This window comes from Herbihabitans rhizosphaerae (assembly GCF_004216555.1).
Lineage (GTDB): Bacteria > Actinomycetota > Actinomycetes > Mycobacteriales > Pseudonocardiaceae > Herbihabitans > Herbihabitans rhizosphaerae.
The window spans coordinates 955275-979578 of the sequence record NZ_SGWQ01000001.1 but is presented as its reverse complement, the minus strand read 5'-3'; the positions used below and the strand labels follow the sequence as shown (position 1 = coordinate 979578).

Annotated in this window: 27 protein-coding genes and 1 tRNA gene; 14 read left to right on the top strand and 14 right to left on the bottom strand. The window is 69.0% G+C overall.

Annotated elements, in window-relative coordinates; all coding sequences use genetic code 11:
• Positions 1-40 precede the first annotated feature (40 nt).
• Positions 41-715 carry a response regulator transcription factor gene (locus tag EV193_RS04920; RefSeq protein WP_130342693.1) on the top strand — a complete coding sequence of 225 codons (675 nt, stop codon included), beginning with the start codon at positions 41-43 and terminating at the stop codon, positions 713-715.
• On the top strand, positions 708-2150 hold the full coding sequence (locus EV193_RS04915; protein ID WP_130342692.1) for a sensor histidine kinase: 1443 nt from the start codon (positions 708-710) through the stop codon (positions 2148-2150). The genes EV193_RS04920 and EV193_RS04915 overlap by 8 nt, the downstream gene beginning before the upstream one ends.
• Here EV193_RS04915 and EV193_RS04910 read toward each other — a convergent pair.
• From EV193_RS04910 to EV193_RS04875, 8 genes are all read right to left on the bottom strand, one after another.
• Positions 2147-2833 (bottom strand): maleylpyruvate isomerase family mycothiol-dependent enzyme, encoded by a 687-nt coding sequence (locus EV193_RS04910; RefSeq protein WP_130342691.1) that lies wholly within the window; start codon positions 2831-2833, stop codon positions 2147-2149. The genes EV193_RS04915 and EV193_RS04910 overlap by 4 nt on opposite strands.
• A gap of 2 nt (positions 2834-2835) precedes the next feature.
• Positions 2836-3744 carry a galactofuranosyltransferase GlfT1 gene (gene glfT1 / locus EV193_RS04905; protein WP_130342690.1) on the bottom strand — a complete coding sequence of 303 codons (909 nt, stop codon included), beginning with the start codon at positions 3742-3744 and terminating at the stop codon, positions 2836-2838.
• A gap of 7 nt (positions 3745-3751) precedes the next feature.
• Entirely contained in the window at positions 3752-4570 is an 819-nt protein-coding gene (wzt, locus tag EV193_RS04900; protein ID WP_130342689.1) for a galactan export ABC transporter ATP-binding subunit Wzt/RfbE, read from the bottom strand.
• A gap of 13 nt (positions 4571-4583) precedes the next feature.
• A complete protein-coding gene (gene wzm, locus EV193_RS04895) occupies positions 4584-5510 on the bottom strand; it encodes a galactan export ABC transporter permease subunit Wzm/RfbD (RefSeq protein WP_242613137.1) in 927 nt (308 codons plus the stop codon).
• Positions 5511-5543: 33 nt separating this feature from the next.
• Positions 5544-5852, bottom strand: a complete 309-nt coding sequence (locus tag EV193_RS04890; protein ID WP_130342688.1) for a hypothetical protein — start codon at positions 5850-5852, stop codon at positions 5544-5546.
• 192 nt (positions 5853-6044) lie between these two features.
• A complete protein-coding gene (locus EV193_RS04885) occupies positions 6045-6638 on the bottom strand; it encodes a hypothetical protein (protein ID WP_130342687.1) in 594 nt (197 codons plus the stop codon).
• Positions 6635-7258 (bottom strand): hypothetical protein, encoded by a 624-nt coding sequence (locus EV193_RS33135; RefSeq protein WP_165401230.1) that lies wholly within the window; start codon positions 7256-7258, stop codon positions 6635-6637. Before EV193_RS33135 ends, EV193_RS04885 begins: the two co-directional genes overlap by 4 nt.
• Before the next feature lie 5 nt (positions 7259-7263).
• The gene (locus tag EV193_RS04875) at positions 7264-7836 is read right to left on the bottom strand and encodes a bacterial proteasome activator family protein (RefSeq protein WP_130342686.1); all 573 of its coding nucleotides are present in this window, start codon (positions 7834-7836) and stop codon (positions 7264-7266) included.
• 102 nt (positions 7837-7938) lie between these two features.
• Between EV193_RS04875 and EV193_RS04870 the strand changes: the two genes are divergently transcribed.
• The 3 genes from EV193_RS04870 to EV193_RS04860 all read left to right on the top strand — a co-directional run bounded on the left by EV193_RS04870 (position 7939) and on the right by EV193_RS04860 (position 10720).
• Entirely contained in the window at positions 7939-9138 is a 1200-nt protein-coding gene (locus EV193_RS04870; protein ID WP_130342685.1) for a cysteine desulfurase-like protein, read from the top strand.
• 202 nt (positions 9139-9340) lie between these two features.
• Complete coding sequence (locus EV193_RS04865; RefSeq protein WP_130342684.1) at positions 9341-9541, top strand: cold-shock protein; 201 nt, start codon at positions 9341-9343, stop codon at positions 9539-9541.
• Positions 9542-9670: 129 nt separating this feature from the next.
• Positions 9671-10720, top strand: a complete 1050-nt coding sequence (locus EV193_RS04860; protein ID WP_130342683.1) for a fatty acid desaturase family protein — start codon at positions 9671-9673, stop codon at positions 10718-10720.
• Here EV193_RS04860 and EV193_RS04855 read toward each other — a convergent pair.
• Positions 10707-11687: an NAD(P)H-quinone oxidoreductase gene (locus EV193_RS04855; RefSeq protein ID WP_130342682.1), complete on the bottom strand. Its 981-nt coding sequence runs from the start codon at positions 11685-11687 to the stop codon at positions 10707-10709. The two genes, EV193_RS04860 and EV193_RS04855, sit on opposite strands and share 14 nt — an antisense overlap.
• Before the next feature lie 132 nt (positions 11688-11819).
• On the opposite strand from EV193_RS04855, the gene EV193_RS04850 reads away from it, so the two are divergent.
• Both EV193_RS04850 and EV193_RS04845 read left to right on the top strand, forming a co-directional pair.
• Positions 11820-13361 carry a M28 family peptidase gene (locus EV193_RS04850; protein ID WP_130342681.1) on the top strand — a complete coding sequence of 514 codons (1542 nt, stop codon included), beginning with the start codon at positions 11820-11822 and terminating at the stop codon, positions 13359-13361.
• A 63-nt stretch (positions 13362-13424) separates the two neighbouring features.
• A complete protein-coding gene (locus EV193_RS04845; RefSeq protein WP_130342680.1) occupies positions 13425-14024 on the top strand; it encodes a mycothiol-dependent nitroreductase Rv2466c family protein in 600 nt (199 codons plus the stop codon).
• On the opposite strand, the gene ypfJ is transcribed toward EV193_RS04845, so the two are convergent.
• Positions 14021-14962, bottom strand: coding sequence for a KPN_02809 family neutral zinc metallopeptidase (gene ypfJ, locus EV193_RS04840; RefSeq protein ID WP_130342679.1), 942 nt, complete (start codon positions 14960-14962; stop codon positions 14021-14023). The two genes, EV193_RS04845 and ypfJ, sit on opposite strands and share 4 nt — an antisense overlap.
• Before the next feature lie 631 nt (positions 14963-15593).
• Between ypfJ and EV193_RS04835 the strand changes: the two genes are divergently transcribed.
• A tRNA-Ser gene (locus tag EV193_RS04835) sits at positions 15594-15681 on the top strand.
• 48 nt (positions 15682-15729) lie between these two features.
• On the opposite strand, the gene EV193_RS04830 is transcribed toward EV193_RS04835, so the two are convergent.
• The 3 genes from EV193_RS04830 to EV193_RS04820 all read right to left on the bottom strand — a co-directional run bounded on the left by EV193_RS04830 (position 15730) and on the right by EV193_RS04820 (position 17781).
• The gene (locus tag EV193_RS04830; protein WP_130342678.1) at positions 15730-15999 is read right to left on the bottom strand and encodes a hypothetical protein; all 270 of its coding nucleotides are present in this window, start codon (positions 15997-15999) and stop codon (positions 15730-15732) included.
• The gene (locus tag EV193_RS04825; RefSeq protein ID WP_165401229.1) at positions 15996-16385 is read right to left on the bottom strand and encodes a recombinase family protein; all 390 of its coding nucleotides are present in this window, start codon (positions 16383-16385) and stop codon (positions 15996-15998) included. Before EV193_RS04825 ends, EV193_RS04830 begins: the two co-directional genes overlap by 4 nt.
• 181 nt (positions 16386-16566) lie before the next feature.
• Positions 16567-17781, bottom strand: a complete 1215-nt coding sequence (locus EV193_RS04820) for a helix-turn-helix domain-containing protein (RefSeq protein WP_242613136.1) — start codon at positions 17779-17781, stop codon at positions 16567-16569.
• An 87-nt stretch (positions 17782-17868) separates the two neighbouring features.
• Here EV193_RS04820 and EV193_RS04815 point away from each other — a divergent pair, with 87 nt between their 5' ends.
• The 4 genes from EV193_RS04815 to EV193_RS04800 all read left to right on the top strand — a co-directional run bounded on the left by EV193_RS04815 (position 17869) and on the right by EV193_RS04800 (position 21064).
• Positions 17869-18576, top strand: a complete 708-nt coding sequence (locus EV193_RS04815; RefSeq protein WP_130342675.1) for an HAD family hydrolase — start codon at positions 17869-17871, stop codon at positions 18574-18576.
• Between the two features lie 142 nt (positions 18577-18718).
• Positions 18719-19912, top strand: a complete 1194-nt coding sequence (locus EV193_RS04810) for a branched-chain amino acid ABC transporter substrate-binding protein (protein ID WP_130342674.1) — start codon at positions 18719-18721, stop codon at positions 19910-19912.
• A complete protein-coding gene (locus tag EV193_RS04805) occupies positions 19909-20307 on the top strand; it encodes a nuclear transport factor 2 family protein (RefSeq protein WP_165401228.1) in 399 nt (132 codons plus the stop codon). The genes EV193_RS04810 and EV193_RS04805 overlap by 4 nt, the downstream gene beginning before the upstream one ends.
• A 160-nt stretch (positions 20308-20467) precedes the next feature.
• Positions 20468-21064, top strand: a complete 597-nt coding sequence (locus EV193_RS04800; RefSeq protein WP_130342672.1) for a DUF5825 family protein — start codon at positions 20468-20470, stop codon at positions 21062-21064.
• 105 nt (positions 21065-21169) lie between these two features.
• Here the strand turns inward: EV193_RS04800 and EV193_RS04795 are convergent, their stop codons facing one another.
• A complete protein-coding gene (locus EV193_RS04795) occupies positions 21170-21451 on the bottom strand; it encodes a DUF2277 domain-containing protein (protein WP_130342671.1) in 282 nt (93 codons plus the stop codon).
• 93 nt (positions 21452-21544) lie between these two features.
• Between EV193_RS04795 and EV193_RS04790 the strand changes: the two genes are divergently transcribed.
• A complete protein-coding gene (locus tag EV193_RS04790; protein ID WP_130342670.1) occupies positions 21545-23389 on the top strand; it encodes a bifunctional metallophosphatase/5'-nucleotidase in 1845 nt (614 codons plus the stop codon).
• A complete protein-coding gene (locus EV193_RS04785; RefSeq protein WP_130342669.1) occupies positions 23390-24253 on the top strand; it encodes an aminoglycoside phosphotransferase family protein in 864 nt (287 codons plus the stop codon).
• The last annotated feature ends 51 nt before the right edge of the window (positions 24254-24304 follow it).

Sequence of the window (24304 nt, the reverse complement as noted above, 5' to 3'; positions counted from 1 at the left end):
CTCTTCAGAGCCGGCCGGTCAGCCGTGCCAGACTCGCCGCATGCGGGTACTCGTCGTGGAGGACGAAAGGCGGCTCGCCGCTGCGCTGAAATGGGGGTTGGAGTCGCATTCGTTCACCGTCGACGTGGTGCACGACGGGCGGGACGGGCTGTGGATGGCCCAGGAGGGCGACTACGCGGCGATCATCCTCGACATCATGCTGCCCGGGCTGAACGGCTATCGCGTGTGCGCGGCGTTGCGGCGAGCCGGCGACAGCACGCCGATCATGATGCTCACCGCGAAGGACGGCGAGTATGACGAGGTGGAGGGCATCGAGACCGGTGCGGACGACTACCTCACCAAGCCGTTCTCCTACCCGGTGCTGCTCGCCCGGCTGCGCTCGATGGTGCGGCGCGGCAAGGCCCCGCCGCGCACGATGACCTTCGGCGATCTGGCGGTCGACCCCGGCGCGCGCACGTGTCACCGAGGCGACGAGCCGATCAAGCTCACCGCGCGGGAGTTCGGTGTCCTGGAGTGCCTCGCGCTGCGCGCGGACCGGGCGGTGAGCAAGATCGAGATCCTGGAGCAGGTCTGGGACGCGCACTACGACGGCGACGTGAACGTGGTCGAGGTGCACGTCAGCGCGCTGCGCCGCAAGATCGACCAGCCGTACGGGCGGCGCGCCATCGTGACCGTGCGCGGCATGGGCTACCTGCTGGACGGTCGCGGTGGGTAGATGGCGGCGGCTGATCCCGCGCTCGGTCGGCGCCCGCTCGGCCCTCGCGGCTGCCCTGGTCTCCGCGGTCATCTTCACCGGCGGCGCGTTGTGGCTGCGCGACACCGTCTACGACAGCCAGATGGCGGCGACCGAACAGCAGGCGCGGCGGGACCTCGACTACCACCTGAACGCGCCCAACAAGTACTGGCTCAGCGGTCTTGGCGGCGTGGCCTGGGCGAAGGTGCCCTTCGAGGTCGTCGCCGCCAATCGCGTCCCGCTGCGCTGGAGCAAGAGCCTCGAGCCGTTCGGTGTCCCCGTGACGGACTACCCGGACGACGTCCCGAAGTCGCAGAGCGCGAGAACCGGGAGCCCGATCACGACGCGCACGATCAGTCTGGGTACACCCCGATGGCGGCACGCGGACCCGGACCTGGCCGGCGTCACCATGAAGGTGATCACCGTCGACGCTTGGCGCGACGGCGGGGCGCCAGGCGACCCGCGCGTGGGGGTCGACCCGGCGAACGTGCATCCGGACTCGGTCGTGCGGTTCTCGGTATTCGTCACGCCGTTCGCGGCGGAGGAAGCGGTCGCGGCGCTGGACCGGTGGCTGTGGGCGGTCGCGGTGCTCTGTGTGCTGCTGATCGCGGGCGTCGCGTGGTTCGCGACGAACCGGGCGCTGCGGTCGGTCGACCGGATCAGGAGCACCGCGGAGGACATCAGCGCCACTGAACTGCACCGCAGAGTGCCCGTCCCGTCCACCGGCGACGCCGTGCAGCGGCTGGCCGTGACACTCAACGAAACCCTTGGCAGGCTTGAGAAGTCGGCCGATCAGCAGCGGCGGTTCATCGCGGACGCGGCGCACGAGCTGCGCAGTCCGATCGCGAGCGCGCGCACTGTGCTGGAGGTGGCGCTGGACAGCCCGGACCGGGCGAACTGGCCCGCCGTCGCCGACGACGCGGTGACCGACGTGCGGCGCCTGCAGCACGTGGCCGACGATCTGTTGCTGCTGGCCAGGTTCGACGCCGCCCAGCCGGCACCCACCGCCCCGGTGGATCTCGGCGAGCTGGTCCGGGAGTTCGAGGGTGTCACCGTCCGGGTGGACGGAACCGTTGTGGTGCAAGGGAATCGGGGACACCTGGCGCGGCTGGTGCGCAATCTCGTGGACAACGCGCGGCGGTATGCGATCGAGGAGGTGACCGTCGAGGTTCGGGCCGAGGACGGTGACGCGGTGCTGATCGTCGCCGACGACGGGCCGGGAATCCCGCCGGAGGACCGGGAGCGGGTGTTCGAGCGGTTCACCCGGCTCGACGAGTCACGCGCGCGGGACGCGGGCGGCGCGGGGCTGGGGCTCGCCATCGTGCGGGACATCGCCGAACGGCACGGCGGGACCGTCCAGATCGCCGACGGCGCGCGCGGTGCCACGTTCGTGGTGCGACTGTCCACTGTGGACTAGGGGACGAGCGGACCTTCGAGCACTCGCCTCGCCGCGGGCTCGTCGCCGTCCACGGTGAGACCGGCGATCGAGCGGCGGTTCCACAGCGTCAGCAACAGATCCTGCGCGGTCCCGCGGATCGTGGCGACCGGTTCGCCGGGCCCGAGCGTCCACGAGCCGCCGGTGTCGGTCGCGGTGAGGCGGATCGCGTGCTCCGGCGGTGTCGCCCGCCCGCGTGCCACCTGGCGCGGCGACATCGTGTCGATCACCTCGGCGATGCCGTCACCGGCGAGCGTCGGGTCCAGCACGGGCACGATTCCCAGTGCGTGCTCGGCGTCCCAGCGGTGCACCAGCGTCTCGTGGCACCGGCGGCGGCGCCAGAAACCCACGGTGTGCGGCGGAAAGAACGTCCACGCCGGCGTGTCCGGGTCGATGTCCACAGTGGACACGAGAATGGCGGCCGTGTCGCGGAACCAGCCGATCAGCTCGGCGCGCTCGCGCGGCGCGGGGTCCGTTCGGAAATCACCGTGTCCCTCGGTGATCGCGGCCGCCGCCCACAGGTTGCCGCCGCCGAGGTGGTTGGCCAGGTCGTACAGCGTCCAGTCGCCGCAGTGCTCGACGGCCGAGTCCAGGTCGCCGCCCAGGCACGCGGCGAACGCGTCCAGTTCGTCGCGCAGGTGGGTCGGGAAGGCGGCACTGTCCATGATCAGTAGCGGTAGAAGTGCTCCCGCTGGCCCTTGCGGGCGAGCTTGAGCCAGCGCACGAACGCGCGCGGATCCCGTTTGGTGACAAGGAAGTACATGCCGAACCGGATGATCTCCAGCGCGCCGATCTTGCGCATGCCCGGCTGGGACAGCAGGTACCCGCGGTTGCGGTAGGTGTAGTACCGCTTCACCTCGTCGGAGGGGTCCTGCGCGTGGAACCGCCCGCCGAGCATCGGCTTGAACTCGTCCGAGCCGTCAGGGTGCAGATAGGCAACCTTGAGGCAGGTGCCGAACGGCAGGCCGGAGCGCACCAGCCGCCGGTGTACCTCGACCTCGTCGCCCCGGAAGAACAGCCGGTAGTCCGGCACGCCCACCACGTCCAGCGTGGACGCCCGGAACAGCGCGCCGTTGAACAGCGACGCGATGCCGGGCAGGAAGTCCGTGCCCAGCTCGCGGGCGGTGCGCTTCCAGGTGAGGCCACGCCGCAGCGGGAACGCCAGCGACTCGGGGGCCGCGATGTTCGACACCACCGGCGACACCTCGGCCAGACCGCGCGTCTCGGCCTCGTCCAGCAGGGTCGCCAGCACGTGCTCGTCGGCCGGCCGGCCGTCGTCGTCGGCGAGCCAGACCCAGTCCGCGCCAAGGGAAAGCGCGTGCAGGATGCCCAGCGCGAACCCGCCCGCGCCGCCCAGGTTCCGCTTGGACTGCAGGTACGTCGAGGGCAGCGGGCACGCCTCCACGACGTCGCGCGCCGGCTCGTCCGGGCCGTTGTCCACGACCACCAGGTGATCGGGCAGCCGGGTCTGCGTGGCCAGCAGTTTGAGCGAGTCGGTGAGCAGTTCGCGGCGGTGTCTGGTGACCACCACGGCCACCACGATCTCCGCCGGTGTGCTCGACTGCTGGCTCGTCATGTCCGCATCATGCCTTGTCCTGGCTGTTGGCCGCGGCAGGCTCGTGGCCGAGTCGCTGCAGCGTCTCGTGGCTGACGCTCTCGAACGGGTCCTTGCCCTTGTAGCTGGTCAACACGTCGCGCAGGGAGCCCTGCTGACGGATCTCGCCCTTGTCCATCCAGATCGCGGAACTGCACAGTTCCAGGAGTAGATCGTCGGAGTGCGAGGCGAACACCAACAGGCCGGAGCGTTGTACCAGATCGAACAGTCGGTCGCGAGCCTTGTCCAGGAACGCCGCGTCCACCGCGCCGATGCCCTCGTCGAGCAGCAGGATCTCCGGGTCGATCGAGGTCACCACGCCCAGCGCCAGCCGCACCCGCATACCGGTGGAGTAGGTGCGCAGCGGCATCGACAGGTAGTTGCCCAGCTCGGTGAACTCGGCGATGTCGTCGACGCGCTTCTGCATCTGCTTGCGCGACATTCCGAGGAACAGCCCCCGGATGAGGATGTTCTCGTAGCCGGAGATCTCCTGGTCCATGCCGACGCCGAGGTCGAACACGGGCGCGACCTTGCCGCGGATCTCCGCCTGCCCGCGGGTCGGCTCGTAGATGCCGGACAGCAGGCGCAGCAGGGTGGACTTGCCGGCGCCGTTGTGCCCGACCAGACCGACCCGGTCGCCTTCCTTGAGCGACAGCGTGATGTCCCGCAGCGCCTCGATTATCGGCACCTTGCTGTCCGTGCCGATCTTGCCGCCGGCCTTGGACAGCAGCGCCTTCTTCATCGACCGCGACTTCGCGTCGAAGATCGGGAAGTCGACCGAGGCGTTCCAGACGTCGATGCTGACCATGTCGTATCGCCTCTCAGACCCAGTACGAGACGCGGGCACGGTAGTTGCGCATGGCCAGGAACGCCAAGCTCCAGCCGACGATCGTGAGCCCCAGCACCACGACCCAGTTGTGCCAGTTCATGTTGTTGCCGAGCAGTGGCGCTCGCACGATCTGGATGTAGTGGTACAGCGGATTCAGCTCCGCGACCAGCTCCCGCCAGCCACCGTCGCCGCCGCCGACCCGGCTCCTGAGGATGTCGGTGGTCCACACGATCGGCGTCATGAAGAACAGCAACTGGGTGAGCGCCGAGATCACCTGCGGGATGTCGCGGTAGCGCGTGGAGATGATGCCGAACAGGATCACCACCCACAGGCCGTTCAGCGCGATCAGCGCGATACCCGGGATGGCGAGCAGCGCGTCCCAACCGAGCCCGTGATGCCACTCGGGATTCGGAGTCTCGGGCGGGCTGAGAATGTACCGCTGCGTCAGGTGGCTCCAGAACACGGCGAGCACGACCACGTAGACGACCAGGTTGTGCGCCAGCATCAGGGTCAGCCGCCACACCGTGCGCAGCGCGTAGACCGTGATCGGCGCCGGGAGGTGCTTGATCAGCCCCTCGTTGGTGATGAACGTGTCCGCGCCCTCGGTGAGGCAGCCGAGAATGAAGCCCCACACGATGAACCCGACCGTCAGGTACGGCAGGAACGTCTCGACCGGGATGTGGAACAGCTGCGAGTACAGGAATCCGAGGCCGGCCGCGGTGATCGCCATGCTGAGCGTGATCCACAGCGGGCCGATCACCGATCTGCGGTACCGCTGCTTGATGTCCTGCCAGCCGAGGTGGCCCCACAGCTCGCGCTGGGCGATGCCGTTGCGGATGTCCGCCCACGCCCGCGTCCAGCTGCGGCTGGGCGCCGCCGCCGGCGCGTCGTTCCGCTCGATCTCGGCCGTCGCTTGCACGGCAGCAGAGCCTACCGGCGGCACCCCCGCGCCTTACGGACCGGGCTTGCCCGCGGTCATCACCAGCGAGAGCAGGTCCGGCCGGGAGCGCAGCAGCGTCTCCAGTTCCTGGCCGGTGACACCGGTTCGCGCGCCGTCTGGACCGTGCGCGCTGACGTGCGCGGCGAGCAGTGCGGAGGCGGTTCTCGTTGATCCGCCGTTCACGACCTTCCCGCCCGTGCGCCGCGTCCACATCGCCGCGCGGAACGCCGAAGACATGACCGCGAACACCAGGCCGCCGACGAATCCCGCCGCGGCGCCGGTACCGGTGCCGCTCAGCAGCACGGTGTGGTCGAGCGTCACGCCCACGACTTGACAACCGCTCCAACACCCCTTCGCGTACTTTAGCCCGCTAAAGTCCCTCGGCCACGGAGAAAGCCCAGGTCAGACAAGATCACCGGGTGGCAGAGAAGGTGAGGGTGATTCCGCGTACGACTGCGAAGCGATGGTGGGTCACACTCACGGTTCACCCACGGCCGATCGGGTCGAAGGCCGTCACGGGATCTTGAGCAGCACGGCGGTGACCGCGTTGCCGAGTGCCGCCTTGTTCGGCTGCTGACCGCCCGGCGGCACGTAACGCACGTGCACCATCAGCGCGTCCGGCCCGCGCTGTTTCACCGCGCGCATGCCGAACGTGCCGTCCGAGACGTCCTGGAAGAACACCGCGCCCTCGCCGACGTCCGGCACCTGCTCGATGTCCCGCTGGCCCTGCACGACCTGGCGGATGAGCACGGACGCGGTGCGGCTCGGGTAGTGCACCACGCTCATCACCGCGACGTTGTTCGTGCCGACCCGGTAGGCGCACGACTTCACCACCGAGTTCGGGCTCGGGTTGCCCGGCATGTCCTGCTCGGCGTCCAGCGGCCAGCCGAGCAGCGGGCCGACCGTCGCCCTCGGCAGCAGCGGGCAGGCGTCGGTGAACGGCGGCGGGTTCACCGGCTGCGGCGTGGGGCGCAGGGTGGCCGGCGGGGATGGGGTGGTCGTGGTGGCCGCCGGGTCGGGGCTCGCCGATCCGATCACCGTCACGCCGCAGCCGGCCACGATCAGCGCCGCCGCGGTGAGCGCGGCGAGTCCCGGTCGCGGCCTCATCGGAGCCGGCTCAGAATCAGGCGGGCGGCGGCGATCAACTCCTGCTTCTTGAGCGGAGCGTCCTCTTTCTTGCTGTACGTCAGGTACAGGTTGACCGAGTCGGTGGCCCGCGTGGTGACCACCCGGATGCCGTGCGTCTTCGGGTTCTGCGCGTTGCGCACGAACTGCGCCGCCACGCCCAGACCGGCCACCTGCTCGAGCACGATGTCGCCGGTGGCCGGTCCCGGCTGCAGCTCCGGCGGCGTCTCGGCGAGGTAGTACGCCTGCAGGCCGACCGTGGCCTGGCCGCGATCGAGGTACAGGCAGTCGCGCGCGATCCACTTGAGGCTCACCCGCGCGCCGGGGTCACGCTGGCTGTCGGACTGGAGCTTCAGCACGGTGCGCACCTCGGTGAAGGTGAGCAGCGCGCACGCGTCCCCGAACGGCGCCGGCCGGCGCGACGTGGTCGTGGTCGTCGTCGTGACCGGCGCGCGCGTCGTGGTCACCGGTGGCGGGGCGAGCGTCGTCGTGGTGGTCGCGGCTGGGTCGGGCGTCGCGGTGCCGGCGACCGACTCGGCACACCCGGCCGTCGCGATGCCCAGGGCGCCCACGAGCACGGCTGCGGCACTGCGGCGGATCATGGTTGCTAAAGGTACTGGCCCGTCCCTCGGATGTGTGGACCGTCCGGGGTCTCGGTCAGGCCGGTGCCCGGCGGCAGCGCGCCGCGGCGCATCTGCTCCAGCTGCACCCGCGCGGCCATCTGCTGGGCGAACAGCGCCGTCTGGATGCCGTGGAACAGGCCCTCCAGCCACCCGACGAGCTGCGCCTGCGCGACCCGCAGCTCGGCGTCGGACGGCGCGCCCTCCTCGGTGAACGGCAGCGACAGTCGCTCCAGTTCCTCGCGCAGCTCGGGCGCGAGACCGTCCTCCAGCTCGGTGATCGACCGCTTGTGGATCTCGCGGAGCCGGGTGCGACTGGCCTCGTCGAGCGGAGCGGCGCGCACCTCCTCGAGCAACTGCTTGATCATCGTGCCGATGCGCATCACCTTCGCCGGCTGCTCGACCAGGTCTCCGACGGATTCGCCGAGCACCTCACCGGCCTCGCCAGCCCCTTCCTCGGGGATCTTGGCCGCGCCGAGGGGCGAGCCGTCCGGCCCGACGACCATGACGTGCCTCGGCTGATCGTTCCGCTCACCGTGGTTCTCGTTCGGCTGGTTCATCTGCTCCGTCCCTGGTCCGTGGCCACCAAGCCTAGTCGCCGCGCCGGAGGGCCACCCGCCCCCGGAATAGGGGCGGTTGCCGACGGCCGTACGGTGTAATCCATGGCATTCGACGTCGCTCGAATCCGCGGGTTGATTCCCGCGTTGGGTGACGGCTGGACCCACCTCGACGCGCCGGCCGGAATGCAGGTCCCCGAGCAGGTGGCGACCGCGGTGTCGACCGCTCTGCGCGCGCCTGTCTCCGGCCCTGGCGGGGTGTTCCCGGCGTCCCAGCGCGCCGAGGCGATCGTGGACGCGGCAAGACGCTCGATCGCCGATCTCGTGGGCTGTGACCCCGCCGGCGTCGTGCTCGGACCGAACCCGGCCGTGCTGCTACAGCGGCTGGCCGACGCGCTCGGCAGCGGCTGGGTGATCGGCGACGAGGTGGCCGTGTCGCGGCTGGACAGTCAGGAGAACATCGCCCCGTGGCTGCGAGCCGCCCAGCGCGCCGGGGCGACGGTGCGCTGGGGCGAGATCGACATCGAGACGTGTGAGCTGCCCGCGTGGCAGTACGAGAACCTGGTCAACCACCGCACGAAGCTGGTCGCGGTGACGGCCGCCTCCGGGGTGGTCGGCAGCCGTACCGACCTGTCGAAGATCACCGGCTTGGCCGAGGACACGGGCGCGCTGGTGGTGGTGGACGCGTCGGCCGCGGCGCCGTACGTGCCGCTGGACATCGCCGCGATGGGCGCCGACGTGATCGCCGTGTCCGCGACCGCGTGGGGTGGGCCGGCGGTCGGCGCGCTGGCGTTCGCCGATCCCGGGCTGCTGGACCGGCTGCCGCTGTGCTCGCTGGACCCGACCGCGCGCGGGCCGGAGCGGTTGGAGCTGGGCCCGCACGCGTACCCGCTGCTGGCCGGCCTTGTCGCGTCGGTGGACTACCTGGCGATGCTGGACGAGGCCGCCACCGGGCCGCGCCGGGAGCGGCTGATCACCTCGCTCGGCTCGGCCAAGTCGTATCACGCGGGCCTGCTGGCCAAGCTGATCGGCGAGCTGCGCGGGCTGCGGCACGTGATGGTGATCGGTGACGCGATGCGCAAGATCCCGGCGGTGGCGTTCACGGTCGGCGGGGTGAAGGCGTCCGACGCGGTGGAGCATCTGGCCGATCGCGGCATCTGCGCGTTCGCCGACGAGACGGCCAGCGGGGTGTTCGCGGCACTCGGGGTGAGCGAGGTGGGCGGCGCGGTGCGGGTCGGCCTCGCGCATTACACGACGGCGGTCGAAGTGGACCAGCTCGTCGGTGCCTCGGCAGAACTGGCCTGAGCGGAGCGGGAACAAATCGGGTGCGGCCCGCGTTGTACAGGATGGTCGTAAGTTTTGGTGTTCGTGTGTGACACGCTCGCGGAAACGATGTTGCGGGCGCTTTCAAGGTTTCTTGCAGGATAAGCTGGAGAAGTCGCGTCTGAGAACCCGACCACGGGTGCCGCAGGTCGCGGCGCCGGTTCAGCCCCTGTAGAGGAGCAGCATGACACAGGGAACAGTCAAATGGTTCAACGCGGAGAAGGGCTTCGGCTTCATCTCCCGTGAGGCCGGTCCGGATGTCTTCGTGCACTACTCGGAGATCGACGGCAACGGCTTCCGCAGTCTGGAAGAGAACCAGCAGGTGGAGTTCGAGGTGACCGAGGGCCCCAAGGGCCCGCAGGCGGTCCAGGTCCGCGCTGTCTGATCCAGCCGTGAACCGAGTGCCGGTGTCCCCACTCCCAGCGGGTGGGGACACCGGCATTTTCACGAGGTTTGGCGCCGCCGTGTCGTGGAACACCCTGGGTGACTGTTCGTGCTATTGAGAATGTTTCCCATGAGTGTTCCGAATGTTCTTTCCGAAAGTGTCTCGTCCGCGCGTCGTGGCAGCGATTTCGCCGAACTCTCCAGGTGGGTCAAACGATCCGGCCTGTTGCGGCGGCGATATGGCTATTACGCCGCACGCATCGCGGCCAACGTGGTGCTGCTCGGCGTCGGTGTCACCGCGTTCGTCCTGCTCGGAGAATCGTGGTGGCAGTTGTTCACCGCGGCGTTCCTGGCGATCGTGCTGACCCAGTTCGCGTTCATCGGACACGACGCGGGCCACCAGCAGATCTTCCGCTCACGCAAGGCCAACGACGGTGTCGGCTACGTGCACAGCGCGCTGGTCGGCATCAGCTACGGCTGGTGGGTCGGCAAACACAACCAGCACCACGCGAACCCCAACCACGAGGACGACGACCCGGACATCGACATCCCGGCGCTGGCGTTCAGCCGCGAGCAGGCGGTGACCAGGCACGGGGTGCGCCGGTGGGTGGCTCGGCACCAGGCGGTGCTGTTCTTCCCGCTGCTGCTCATGGAGGCGGTGATGCTCCGCGTCGCCAGCGTGCAGGCCGTGCTCCGGCGCGAGGTGAAGGCCATGCCGGTCGAGGCCGCACTGCTGACCGCGCATCTCGCCGGTTACCTGACGGCCCTGTTCCTGGTGCTCTCGCCGTGGCAGGCGGTGTTGTTCATCGTGGTGCATCAGGGGCTGATGGGCGTGTACCTCGGCTGCTCGTTCGCCCCGAACCACAAGGGCATGCCGATCCTGCCCAGCGAGGTGAAGCTGGACTACCTGCGCAAGCAGGTGCTGACCTCGCGCAACGTCACCGGCGGCAAGTGGGTGGACTTCCTGCTCGGCGGCCTCAACTACCAGATCGAGCACCACCTGTTCCCGAACATGCCGCGGCCGAATCTGCGCCGCGCGCAGGCCGTGGTGCGCGAGTTCTGCGGACGGCACGACATCCCGTATACCCAGTGCGGCCTGATCAGGTCCTACGCCATGGTGCTGCGACATCTGCACGAGGTCGGCGCGCCGCTGCGCCGGGCGCGACTCAACCGAGCGTGAGCACGAGCTTGCCGAACACCGGCTGCTCGTCCAGTGCGGCGTGCGCGTCGCCGGCGCGTTCCATCGGCAGCACCTCGTGCGTGATCGGCTTCACCGTGCCGTTCTCGATCAGCGGCCACAGGTGTTCGCGCACCTCGGCGACGATCGCGCCCTTGCCGTCCACCGGGCGGTGTCGCAGGCTCGCGGCCGTCACGGTGGCCCACTTGCCGAGCAGCTCGGCCAGGTTCAGCTCGCCCTTGACCCCGCCCTGCATGCCGATCACCACCAGCCTGCCGTGCGGGGCGAGCACGGATACGTTGCGCGGCAAGTACTTCCCGCCCATGTTGTCCAGCACGACGTCCGCGCCGCGCCCGTCGGTGGCCGCGCGCACCTCCGCCACGAAGTCCTGCTCGCGGTAGTTGATCACGATGTCCGCGCCGAGTTCGGCGCACCGGGCCAGCCGGTCGGCCGAGCCGGCGGTCACCGCGACCGTCGCGCCGAGCGCCTTGCCGACCTGGATCGCGTGCGTGCCGATCCCGCCGGCGCCGCCGTGCACGAGCAGCGTCTCGCCGGCACTCAGCCGGGCCGTCATCACCACGTTCGACCACACCGTGCAGGCCACCTCGGGCAGGCCCGCCGCGCTCACCAGGTCCACAGTGGACGGAACGGGCAGCAGTTGCGCGGCCGGCACGGTGACCCGCTGCGCGTACCCGCCGCCGGCCAGCAGGGCGCACACCTGGTCACCCACTCGCCACTCGGTGACACCCTCGCCGAGTGCCGCGACGGTGCCGGAGCACTCCAGGCCGGGCACCTCGGTCACACCGGCAGGCGGTGGGTAGAAACCCTTGCGCTGCAACAGATCCGCACGGTTGACCGCACTCGCGGCGACGTCCAGCAGCACCTCGCCGGGGCCGGGCGACGGATCCGGGACTTCGGTCCACTCGAGAACCTCGGGACCACCGGGCTCACGAATCGTGATCGCTCGCATACGGGCACACTAGTCCGAACGGGAATGGTGGGAACGTGACAGGCGTAACTCGGTGACGTTGTGGCACGAAGACACATAGTGATCCGCGCACCTGTATGCGCGGTCGGACACCCCGAGAAGGGAACCGTTTTCATGCCGTCAGCCACGTTCAAGCTCCGTGTGGGCGCCGCGATACTCGCGGCGAGCGCCGGGCTTGCCCTCAGCGCGATCCCGGCCTCAGCGGCTCCGGCCAAGGCCGACGCCCTGCCGGACGGACCGGCGCTCGCCCGCCAGCTCGTCAACAAGGTCAAGGGCGCGAACATCAACCGGCACCTCATCGCGATGCAGCGCTTCTCGGACTCCACCGGCGGCTCTCGCGCGGCGAGCACCGAGGGGCACCGGCGTTCCGCCGAGTACATCGCCGGCAAGGCCGAGGCAGCGGGCTTCACCGTGACGCGCCAGGAGTTCCCGTTCACCTTCACCGAGAAGCTCGCCGAGCGGCTGGCCGTTGGCGGCACGAACGTGCCGATCTCGATCATGACCTACAGCCCGTCCACCCCGGTCGGTGGCCTGACCGCGCCGCTGGCCGTGGTGCCGGCCGGCGCGGACGCCACGCCAGGCTGTGAGGCGTCCGACTACGCGGGTGTCGACGTGGCCGGCAAGGTCGCGCTGATCAGCCGCGGTGGCTGCACGTTCTTCGACAAGCAGGCCAACGCCGCTGCCGCTGGTGCCGTCGCCGCGGTCATCTACAACAACGTGCCCGGCGGGATCGCCGGCACGCTCGGCGCGGTCGGCACCATCCCGACCGGCGGCATCACCCAGGCCGACGGCGCGGCGCTGATCGGCCAGGCTGGTGCGGCCACCACCGTCGAGCTGCGCGCGCTGCTCGAGGACCGCACCAGCTACAACGTGATCGCCGAGACCAAGACCGGTCGCAAGGACAACGTCGTGATGGCCGGTGCGCACCTGGACAGCGTCACCGAGGGCGCCGGCATCAACGACAACGGCTCGGGCAGTGGCGCGCTGCTGGAGACCGCGCTGCAGCTCGGCGGGTCGCCGAAGGTCAACAACACGGTGCGGTTCGCGTGGTGGAGTGCCGAGGAGTTCGGTCTTGTCGGATCGACGTACTACGTGCAGCAGCTGCCGTTCGAGGAGCAGTTGAACATCGCGCTGTACCTGAACTTCGACATGATCGCCTCGCCGAACGCGGCGTACTTCGTCTACGACGGCGACGACTCCGACCAGACCGGTGCCGGCCCCGGCCCGTACGGCTCGGCGCAGATCGAGCAGGCGTTCCACGGCTTCCTGAACACCACCGGCACGCCGACCGAGGGCACGGACTTCTCCGGGCGTTCGGACTACGGCGAGTTCATCGCGGTCGGCATCCCGTCCGGTGGCCTGTTCACCGGTGCCGAGGGCGTCAAGACCGAGGCGCAGGCGGCGAAGTGGGGCGGCCGGGCCGGTGTCGCCTACGACCCGTGCTACCACTCGGCCTGCGACAACCTCGGCAACCTCGACCGGGTGGCGCTTGACCGCAACGCCGACGCGATCGCCTGGGTGACCGCGTCCTACGCGATCAGCACCGAGGACGTGAACGGTGTTCCGCCGAGGGCCCAGCGCGCGCAGGCGCGCCTGGCCTCGATGCGGATGGCGAAGGTCGCACACGCCGACGCGCACGGTCACGTGGCTTCCTGATTGCTCGTTTCCCGAAGCCGGGGTCCGTCCACAGTGGACGGACCCCGGCTTTGTCGTGGCACGATGGGAGCTGTGTTGGCCGACTTCTGGTTGGACCCGATCTGTCCGTACACCTGGATCACGTCGCGGTGGATGATCGAGGTGACGAAGGTGCGCCCGGTCCAGGTGCGCTGGCGGACGATGTGCCTGTCGGTGCTGAACGAGCACCTGGAGGTCGACCCGGAGGACCCCGAGGGGCTCTACGGCCGGTACATGCGCATGCCGGCTCGGGTTTGCCTTGCCGCGCAACAGGATCACGGGCACGACGCGATGGGCCGGCTGTTCACCGCGATGGGCGCGCGGATGCACGGGCGCGGCGAGTGGGACGCGATCGGCGGCGCGCTGGCCGACGCCGGCCTGCCCGCCGAGCTGGCCCGCGCGGCCGAGGACACCGGGTACGACGACGCCCTGCGGACCGCCAACGCCGAGGCGATGGCGCTGGCCGGGCCGGACGTCGGGTCGCCGGTCATCGCGGTGTCCACAGTGGACGGTCCACGGATCGCGTTCTTCGGCCCGGTGGTGTCACCCGAGCCGCGCGGCGAGGACGCCGGCCGATTGTGGGACGCCGTGCTGCTGATCGCCGGCGTCGATGCCTTCGCCGAGCTGAAACGCGGCCGCGGCTAGCCGAGGCTGTTGGTGTCGAAAGTGTTGCAGCGACTGGGATCCCCGGTCTGCATACCGGTGTTGAACCACTTCTTGCGTTGCTCGGAGCTGCCGTGGCTGAACTTGGACTTGTCCACGGTGCCGTCGCCGAGATTCTTCTGGATGTAGTCGTCGCCGATCTTCTCCGCCACGTCGATCGCCGCGTTGATGTCCTCCTGGGACACGTTGCGGATCAGCGGCCGGCCGCCCTTCTGCACCGGCGTCGTGGTCGCGTGCTTGGCCCACACGCCGGCGTAGCAGTCGGCCTGCAGCTCCAGCCGCACCGAGTCGGAGTTGGGGCCGGAGCCGCGCTTCACCCGGTTCGACGTGCCGAGCAGGTTCTGCACGTGGTGGCCGTACTCGTGGGCGAGCACGTACGCCTCGGCGAACTGGCCGCCCTTGGCGCCGAAGTCCCGCTGCAGCTGCGGGAAGAACGCGAGATCGATGTACACGAGGCCGTCACCGTTCCGGTCCGCCGGGCAGTAGAACGGCCCGGTGTCGGAGGTCTGGCTGCCGCAGCCGGTGTTGACCCCGCCCTTGAAGAAGCGGGTGGGGGCAGGCTTGTAGGTGACACCCGATCGGCTGAACTGGTCACTCCAGTAGGCCTGAATCGAGTTGATGATCGCCACGAGCGCGCAGTCGTGCTTGGCGTTGGCGTCGCTTCCGGTGCGGCACTGCTCGGCGAGGTTGGCGTTGTCCACCTGGCCGCCGTCGCGCACCTCGCCCGTGCTGCCGAGCGGGATTCCGCCGCCGCCCCCGACACCGCCGCCGAACTGCGACATCAGGAAGTAGATCACCAGCCCGACGATGCCGATCCCGCCGCCGCCGAGCGCGGCCCGGCCGCCGATACCCCCTCCTGGAGAGCTTCTGGTGTCCTCGACCTGCGAGGTGTCCAGCCCCACGTCTTCGTTGAACTCCACGGTGCTCTCCACGTCTCGAGGGGTTCACGCAGCCGCGTAAACGATAAGGCAGAACCGGTGCCACGGGCATGCCGCGATCCGGCTGGTCCCCTCCGACCAGGTTTCGCCAGGCCGGCACGTGAAAAGGCCTGGGCGCGTGAACCCGCCGGTTCACGCGCCCAGGCCATCTGTTCAGTCAGCCGTCATTCAGGCCGGCGTGGAGCGCTACCGGGCACACCGGGAGGCGGGTCCGATGTAGCGCTCAACAGCGTCGATGTGCGGATATCTCGTGACCAAGACGCGCACATTCGAAGCCCGATCCACCGCTCACAATCGCGACTGGGTCGAATCCTGTCGCCTCAGCCGCGGGGACGCGGCGAACGGCTGACCACTACGGCGATATGCATCTCCACGGCACCACCTGCCCTCTCCCGGCTGGCGACACGTTCGGCACACCTCGGGCCGTGTGCCTGGTTCGCGACAACCGGCCGATAACCCCAATATGCTCCTCGTCCTTCATCATCACAACCCCCCAACCAGGCCCTGAACTGGTGAAACTCGCTGTCACTGTCCGAAACGGACGGTCGATGTCCACTGCGGGTCAGGTCGGGGTGCGACGGGCGCGCCCGTTCCGGTTACCCTGCCCGAGCGAGGAGGCGTGGCAGAGCGGCCGAATGCATCCGCCTTGAAAGCGGAAGACGGGAAACCGTCCGGGGGTTCAAATCCCTCCGCCTCCGCCAAACGTTCGACGTTCACGCCCGTGGTCGGGATTTGTTTGTCGCCATGACTCACGACTGGTCGTCGAACTCGATGACCTGCGGGCTGGCCGCGTCGTCAGTCATTCGGTGCCGTGCCCGTGTCTGCAGATTCGCGCCGAGTTCGGCGAGCCGCTTTCCGAGCGCTTGTTCCTGCTCGACGGGCAGTTCTGGCGCTCGTCCGGCATCGGCGTCCAGGATGCGGAGCACGTAGTTGGAGAGCTGCTTGTTGACGCCGGACAACTCGCTGAGCAGGACCAGTTCGTCATGCCAGTCGCCATCCTTCTGGGTGTGCCCCGTCATGCCGGCGTCACTGCCTGTCCCCGGCAGAGCCGCTCGGCCGCCGTTGGCAAACCGCCGTCCATGACGAGTACCGCTGCATTCCGCTGCCGGATCTGGCGCACCAGCCTGAACACGATTTCGGCACGGGGCGACAGATGTGCGCCGTCCACCACGACAACGCCGGCGGCGCGCGGCATGTTCAAGGCATCCAGTAGGCCGCTAAAGGCGACCCGGTCAACGCTCTCCTGTGGCGCGCCAACATCGGTGAACACTCCGCCGAGCCGCCAGCCTTCTCGAACACACCAGTCGGCCAATGTGTCCTTGCAACTGCCGATGAAGTCCGGCCGATCCAGCGAGCTGCACACATAGCCGTAGACCAGTGGTGCGGGAATGGTTCTGGTTGTCATGGTGGGCATCCCTTGTGGCGTGATTGCGTGTGTGGAAGGCACCCACCACCGATCCCACGACCGTCGCGGGACCGGTCTGGCGGCCCGGGAGTCACCTGGTGGCGGGACCGATCGCGACCGTATGGCCGCTACGCGCTAGTAACCCGAACTGTCAGTTCGGGTAGGAAGGGCGACCAGATGGTCAGGCCGGCATGCCGACGCGGGTCGCCAGTCGGACCGCGTCGGCGGACACGGATCGGCGGCCGCGTTCGATGACGGCGCGCAGGACGGCATGGGCGGCCGGGCGATAGCGGACGTCCTCAGGTGCGTCCTGTTCCGCCGCTTTGAGGATCTGGAGTGCGCTGGGAAAGTCGCGGCGTTGGCCGTATCCCTTGGCCTGGTCGAGTAGAAAGGCGACCCGCCGCTCGATCGAAGGTGAGCGATCCTGGTTGATTGTCCCGGCCAGACGCAGACCTTCCACCGCCTCGCCGGATTCCACTTCCACGCTGACGGCGTACATCGCAACATTGGTTGGCCCGAACGCGGTCCAACAGGTGTTCCGTTCGCCCACACGATCCGCGAGCGGAACGGCCTCACGCAAGCGATCCCGAGCTGTCCAGACGTCGCCACCACGCACCGCCGCGATGGCCGAGATCAACAGCAGCGAGCCGGAGACGGCCATGGCGTCCGCGTTGCCGGCCTCGACCAAGTGGTGCACGTCGGTCCGAGCATGCAGCGCGACGGCTTCGGCGGCGTCAGCTTGCCCGTCCGCGAGGAGCACCTGTGCCAAGTTCCACCGAGCGGCTGCCAGTCGGATCGGATCGTCTGCAGTCTCGGCCGCCTGCAGCCCACGGTCCGCCACCAGCAGCGACAGATCGCCCCGGCCGACGCGCTTGGTGACAGTTCGCAGGAGGCAGTACAGATCGGCTGCGGTGCGATGCGCCTCGCGCTGCTCGATCCCGGGTGACAGTCGTAGCGCCGTTTCGGTGCTCGCGATCAGGCCCGGCAGTTCGGCGGTGAGCCGGCTGTAGCGATGCGGCGAGGTTTGCCACGTGTGCCACGCGCTGGCCACCTCGCGGCGCAAATCGCCGACGTGCGGCGCGGTGGAGTTGGCCGGCGCCGGCGCCGGCGGTGGTGCGGTCAAAGCTTGGAACAGCGCTTCACTCGGCGCGCCTGTGCCACGCGGACGCGGCACGGCGGGCGGATCGTTGAGCAGGTCACCGGGTGCAACTCGCAACACCTCGGCCAGCCGAGTCAGCACCTCGATCGTGGGCACCTTCTGGCCGCGTTCGATCTGGTACAGGTAGTCCGGGGTGATGCCGACCAACCCGGCGACGACCGTCTTCGTCCGGCGGGCGGCCGTCCGGTAGAACCGGATCCGATCGCCCACCACGCGGGCCAAATGGTCGTCCGTCACTGTTTCGCCGTCCCCATTCATGGGCCGTGACCAGGACAAATCGTATCGCGGCCGTCGCCGCGTGGATGGCGGTGGCAGACTTGCCGGGTGACTGCGCGTGAGCAATCGCCCCGCACGCTGCTCCTCTGGGACATCGACCACACCCTGATCGAAACCAGAGGCGTCGGCCGCGCCATCTACGACCGCGCCTTCCCCGCCGCGACCGGGCGGCCGCTCACCAACCTGGCCACCATCGCGGGGCGCACGGAACTGGAGATCATGCGCGAGTCGTTGCGCTGCAACAACATCGAACCGACCGCCGCCATGATCGAACGACTGGCGACGGCCCTTGTCCAGGGTTATGAGGATGCCCGGGACGAGCTGGCAACTACCGGCCGCACTTTGCCAGGAGCAAAGGACACCTTGGCGACGTTGGCGGCGAATCCCGCCGTCTTCCAGACCGCCCTCACGGGCAACCTGCGCGAAGTCGCGCGCATCAAGCTTGAGGTTTTCGGCCTCGTTCAGTTTCTCGATCTTGAGGCCGGTGCCTACGGAGATGATCACCACGAGCGAGCCGAACTCGTTGCCATCGCCCAGGAACGCGCCAGCAAACGCGCTGGTGTCGCCTTCACCAACGACGCAACGGTACTGATCGGCGACACCCCCAACGATGTCGCCGCGGGGCTGACAGCAGGCGTGCGCGTCATCGCGGTTGCTACCGGCAAAAGCACCTCGGAGGAGCTACAGAGCGCCGGGGCGACTGCTGTGGTTCATGACGCGTACGCGCTCGCACAGGTCCTCAGCGCGCGCGGTTGACAGGCGCAATTGAAGATCGTCCACGCTATTGGTTGCGGGTACTTCGAGTTCGTCCGGGCGCGGTGCTCGTGTTACGGCCAAGATCGGGCGCGGACCGCGTACGATTCGGCGTCCGTCGTCGCTCCCACCTCGTGAGGCAGGCATGGTGAAGACGCCGTCGCTGCTGGTTTCCGTGATCGCCGTGGTGGGGGTGGTCGCGGCCGGGTGCACCGACGAGGTGAGCGGCAGCGCCACCGCTGTGGACGTGCCGGTGACAACGACGCAGGCTCCGCCCACCGAGGGCGGCGGCGCGGTGTGCCGAGCGCGGATCGGGTTTCTCGGCGCGCTCAGCGGCCAGTTCGCCGCCGTCGCGATGCCGGCGCTGAACGGCGCCAAGCTCGCCGTCGAGAAGTTCCGCAAGCGCAAGCCCGACTGCGCTGTCGACCTGGTCATGCTCGATACCCAGGGCGACGCCGCCAAAGCCGTGCCGATGGCGACCAGGATCGTCCCCGACCGCGATGTCGTCGGTGTCATCGGCGGCGCGTTTTCCGGTGAGAGCAAGGCGATCATGCCGATTCTGGCGAGTTCGGGCGTCCCGATGATCAGCCCGTCCGCGACGGCGACCGAGTTGACCGCGTCCGGCCGCGTGCCGGTGTTCCACCGCGTGCTGGCCTCCGACGAGGCACAGGCGGCCGCCGCTGGGCGGTACCTCAAGGACGTGGCGCGCGCGGCGAAGGTGTTCGTGGTCAACGACAGCGGCCAGTACGGCACGGCGCTGGCCGACAAGGTGAAGAGCGTGGTCGGCCCGGCACTCGTCGGCACGGACACGGTGCAGCAGGGGCAACGCGGCTTTCCCGGCACGATCGCCAAGATCACCGCCACCGCGCCGGACGCGGTGTTCTTCGCCGGCATCTACACCGAGGCCGGCCCGCTGCTGAGGGAATTGCGCGCGGCCTCCTCGACCGCGAAGTTCGTCGCCGGTGACGGTGTGTACGACGCGCAGTTCGCGACACTCGCCGGGCCCGCGGCCCAGGGCGCGGTGATCACCTGCTCGTGCGCGCCGGCGGAAAGGACGAAAGGCGTCTTCGCCGACGAGTATCTGTCCCGGTACGGCACGCCGGCGGGAATGTTCGCCGCGGAGGGATTCGACGCGGCGACGGTTTTTCTGGACGCGATCGAGTCCGGTCGGCGTAATCGCGAGGATGTACTGAGGTTCGTGAAGACATACGACAAACCTGGAGTCGCGCGACATCTGAAATTCGACGGTGACGGAGACCTGGATCCGTCCGTGACGACCGTCTGGACCTATCTCGTGACCGCCGGCCGGTTCGTGCCCGATCAGGAAGTCCGCCCGTGACCTATCCGTGGTCCGACCCGATCTCGATCGCGATCCGGTTCAACGACAACATCACCCGGCGTGACCTGGACGGCCTGTCCGACTTGATGACGGAGGACCACGCGTTCATCGACACCGAGGGTGCCGCGGTCGAGGGCAAGGCCCCCTGCGTCGAGGCGTGGCGAGGTTTCTTCGAATCGTTTCCGGACTATCGGAACATCTTCACCTCGATCGGCGCGCACGGTGAGGTCGTGACGATAGTCGGACGTTCGGTTTGCGAGGAGCCGGCACTCGACGGTCCCGCGATATGGACAGCCACTGTGCGTGACAACAAGATCGTCGAATGGCGGGTGTTTACGGACAGTCGCGAAGTCCGCGAATGGCTGGGGATTCGCGCAGATACACCGGACACATAGACGTGACCAAGGTGTTACTAACTGTGCCCCATTTGGCCGATATGTGCCGGCATTGAGCACCGTACCGTTTTCTCCTGGGGGCAGGTGAAGATCTCACCTCGAGGGAGGAGGCGATCATGGATCGCGAACTGCCGATGACCCCGCGGCCGAGCTGATCGCGATGTGGGCGGTGGCCGAGCAGCCGGCGTGGCCGGCGAGCGTCACCGTCGCGCTCGACGACCCAGGTCCCCACGGTCGGGTCGCCGCCGCCGCGGTGGAACGCGCGGCGGCGGCCGGTCAGCGCATCACGTTCGACCGGACTGTCCACTTCGGACAGTCAGCGGTCCGGGACGCGTTGGTGCTGACCGTGTTGCGCGAGGCGATGTCGAATCTGGTGCCCGTGGACTGGTCCGCGCGCGGCGACCTGCCATGGCCGTCGCGGCTGGTGGTGCACCTGCCGCCACCGTCGGTGGTGGACAGCGAGTCGGGTGGCGCGTGGCGCGCGGAGCACCGGTTCGGCCAGTGCTGGTACCGCGTCGGGCCGAGCTTCCTGGTGATCAAGGACGTGCGGCCGGGCCGGCCCAAGGCGCGCACGCTGGTGCCCGGCGAGTGGACCGAGGCGTTCCTGGCGCTCGCCTCCGGCGACGGGGTGCCGCGCGACGAGTGGCAGCGCGTGATGCTCGACCGGCTGGTGCGCGCCCGGCTGGCGATCATGCTGGACGAGCGCGGCGTCGTGCTGCCGTACCGCATGTGCCGCTGGCCGATCGCCGCGACGTAATCGCGAGTCCCGCGCCCTGCACCGGTGAGTCCCGCGCCCTGCACGATGCACAGCGCGGGACTCACCGTGTCCCAGCGCGGAACTCGCGCGTTTGCGGCGGCGTGATCAGCCCTTGGTCGCGGCCTTGGCGGCGATTCGGGCCTGAACCTCGGGACGACGCAGCGGCGGCACCGTGGTCGGCGGCTGCTTGCGGTCGGGCAGCTCGGCGAGCAGGCGAGTGGTCGTCGCCGTGACCTCGGCGACGGCGGCCTCGAACGGCTCGCGCGTCTTGTCCGACACGCTCTGCACGCCGCTGACCTTGCGCACGTACTGGCGGGCGGCGGCCTCGATCTCCTCCGCGGTGGCCGGCGGTTCCAGCCCGCGAAGTGCGGTGATGTTTCGGCACATGTCAGCCAGCGTACGGGCGCGTGATGTTCACATGCGCATGTTTTCGAGGCAGGATGCACCCGACCTCACAGCCCTGCCGACCGGAGGACACTCGTGTCACGCCCCAAGTCGCTGCTTCGCCTGGCCGTGGCGCCGGCCGTCGCGGCCACGTTCCTCGCCGTGCTCCCGCTGACCACGCCGTCGGCCGCCCCGCCGGCCGCGGCCGAGCGGTGGACGCCGCTGAGCCCGGTGTCGGTCAGCTACGACACGGCCCTGCCGCAGGCGCACGCCGCCAAGGGCCGAGTGCTGTCGTTCAACGACTTCCACGGCGCGCTCGAGCCGCCGACCGGCAGCGGCGGACTGGTCAACGGGAACCCGGCCGGCGGCGCGGAGTACCTCGCCACGCAGGTCAAGAAGCTGCGCGCGGCCGGTGCGGCCAAGGGTGAGGACGTGATCACCGCCGGCGCCGGGGACATGGTCGGCGGGACCCCGCTGATCAGCGCCGCGTTCCACGACGAGCCCAGTATCGAGGTGCTCGGCAAGCTCGGCGTGGACGTGACCTCGGTTGGCAACCACGAGTTCGACGAGGGCGTCACCGAGTTGAAGCGCCTGCAGCGCGGCGGCTGTCACCCGACCGACGGCTGCCAGGACGGCGACGGCTTCGACGGCGCGAGCTTCAAGTACCTCAGTGCCAACGTCGTGGACAAGAAGACGAAGATGCCGGTCCTGCGGCCGTTCGAGATCAAGCTGGTGCGCGGCGTCCCGGTCGCGTTCGTCGGCATGACGCTCGAAGGCACGCCGGACATCGTCAACCCGAACGGCATCAAGGACGTCGAGTTCCTCGACGAGGTCAAGACCGCGAACTTCTACGCCAACCTGTTCCGCAAGGTCGGCATCAAGGCGATGGCGCTGCTGGTGCACGAGGGCGGCGCGCAGTCGGCCCCGCCGCCGGTGCAGGACCCGTCCGGGTGCGCGAACTTCGCCGGCCCGATCACCGACATCGTGAAGGGCCTGCGGCCGGAGTACGGGCTGGTCGTGTCCGGGCACACGCACCGCTTCTACAGCTGCGCGCTGCCGAACTCCTCGGGCGCCAACACCGTGGTCACCAGCGCCGGTTCGAACGGCACGCTGGTCACCGACGTCGGCTTCACGCTGGACCGCCGCACCCGCTCGTTCGCCTCCATCTCGGCGGCGAACACGTTGGTGGAGAACGGAATCCGGCTGCCGGACGGCACCTGGGCCAAGGACCCGGAGGGCAACTTCCTGCGCAATCCGGCGCTCGTGGACCCGGACGCGAAGGTCATCGTGGACAAGTACCGCAAGGCCGTCGCGCCGATCGCGAACAAGATCATCGGCAAGATCACCGCGGACATCACGCGCGCCGAGTCGCCGGCCAAGGAGACCGCGCTCGGTGACGTGATCGCGGACGCGCAGCTCAAGTACACCGCCTCCGCCGGTGCGCAGCTCGCGCTGATGAACCCGGGCGGCATCCGCGCCGACCTGTCGCACGCGTTCTCGCCCGGCGGTGAGCCGGCCGGCGACATCACCTACGGCGAGGCGTTCACCGTGCAGCCGTTCAACAACCTGGTGGTCACCCAGGACCTGACCGGCGCGCAGCTCAAGGCCGTGCTGGAGCAGCAGTTCGCCGGGCATGCCGGCCAGACCACGACCAAGATCCTGCAGATCTCGGCAGGGTTCGCCTACGCCTACGACAGCACGAAACCGGCGGGGGACAGGGTTTCCGAGCTGACGCTGAACGGCGCGCCGATGGATCCGGCCGCGGTGTACAAGGTCACCTCGAACGACTTCCTGGCCAACGGCGGCGACGGGTTCACCTCGCTCAAGGAGGGCGCGAACCGGGTCACCGCACCGGGATTCGACGTGGACGCGCTGACCGCGCACCTCGGCGCCGCTCCGGTCGCGCCCGGACCGCGGGACCGGATCCGTAAGCTCGGCTGAGTGACGCCGCAGTACTCGGATCCCGAGGTCGTCGAGCGCGAGAAACAGCTGGTCCAGCGGCTTACGGGTGGCGTGCCTCGGCTGGAGGAGATCGGCTGGACCAGCCGCGCGTACGTGGTCGACGGCGGGCGGTACGTGGTCATGTTCCCGCGTACCGACGAGGATCGCGCGGAGTACGAGCGGGAGATCGCGATCCTGCGCCTGCTGGATGGTGTGCGGTTCGACGTATTGGTTCCTCGGCTTCGTTGGGTCGGGGACGGCAATTCCCATCTCGGGTACGAGGGAATCGTCGGGCGGCAGTTCGATCGGTTTTCGGAGGAATTGGACGCGGACCGGAAAAGAGCGATCGGACGGCAGATCGGCGGATTCGTCCGCACGATGCACACATTCGACCTACCCGGCGTGCCGACCTTCGCCGTGCGCGAGGTGGTCGAGAACCTGCACGAGAAGTACGCGCTCGGCCTGCCGGTGATCCAGCAGCACCTCGGCGCGTCGGAACTGGTGCGGCTCAAGGACTTCGTGCAGGACGAGGTGCCGGCCGAGCTGGCCCGGCTGGGCTGCGACGCAGTGCTTTGCCACGGCGATCTCGGCTATTGGAACATCGTGCTGGCCGACGACGACAGGGTCGGGATCATCGATTTCGGCGACGTCGGCTATTACGACAGGTCGCAGGACTTCGCCGGGCTGGCGGATCCAGAAGTACTGGAGGGCGCGCTTTCGGTGTACGGGGACGACGATCTTCTGCGGCGAAAGATCGCGCTGCGCCGGACGATTCTGCCGATCGTGGATCTGCCGTTCTACGTCGGAAAGGGCGACGAACGCGGTGTCGCCGAGAAGATCGCCGGAATTCGGGCCGTGATCTGAGCCTTGCGATACGGCTCGCGTGCCGGCAGACTGCGGCGATGCCTTTGTGTA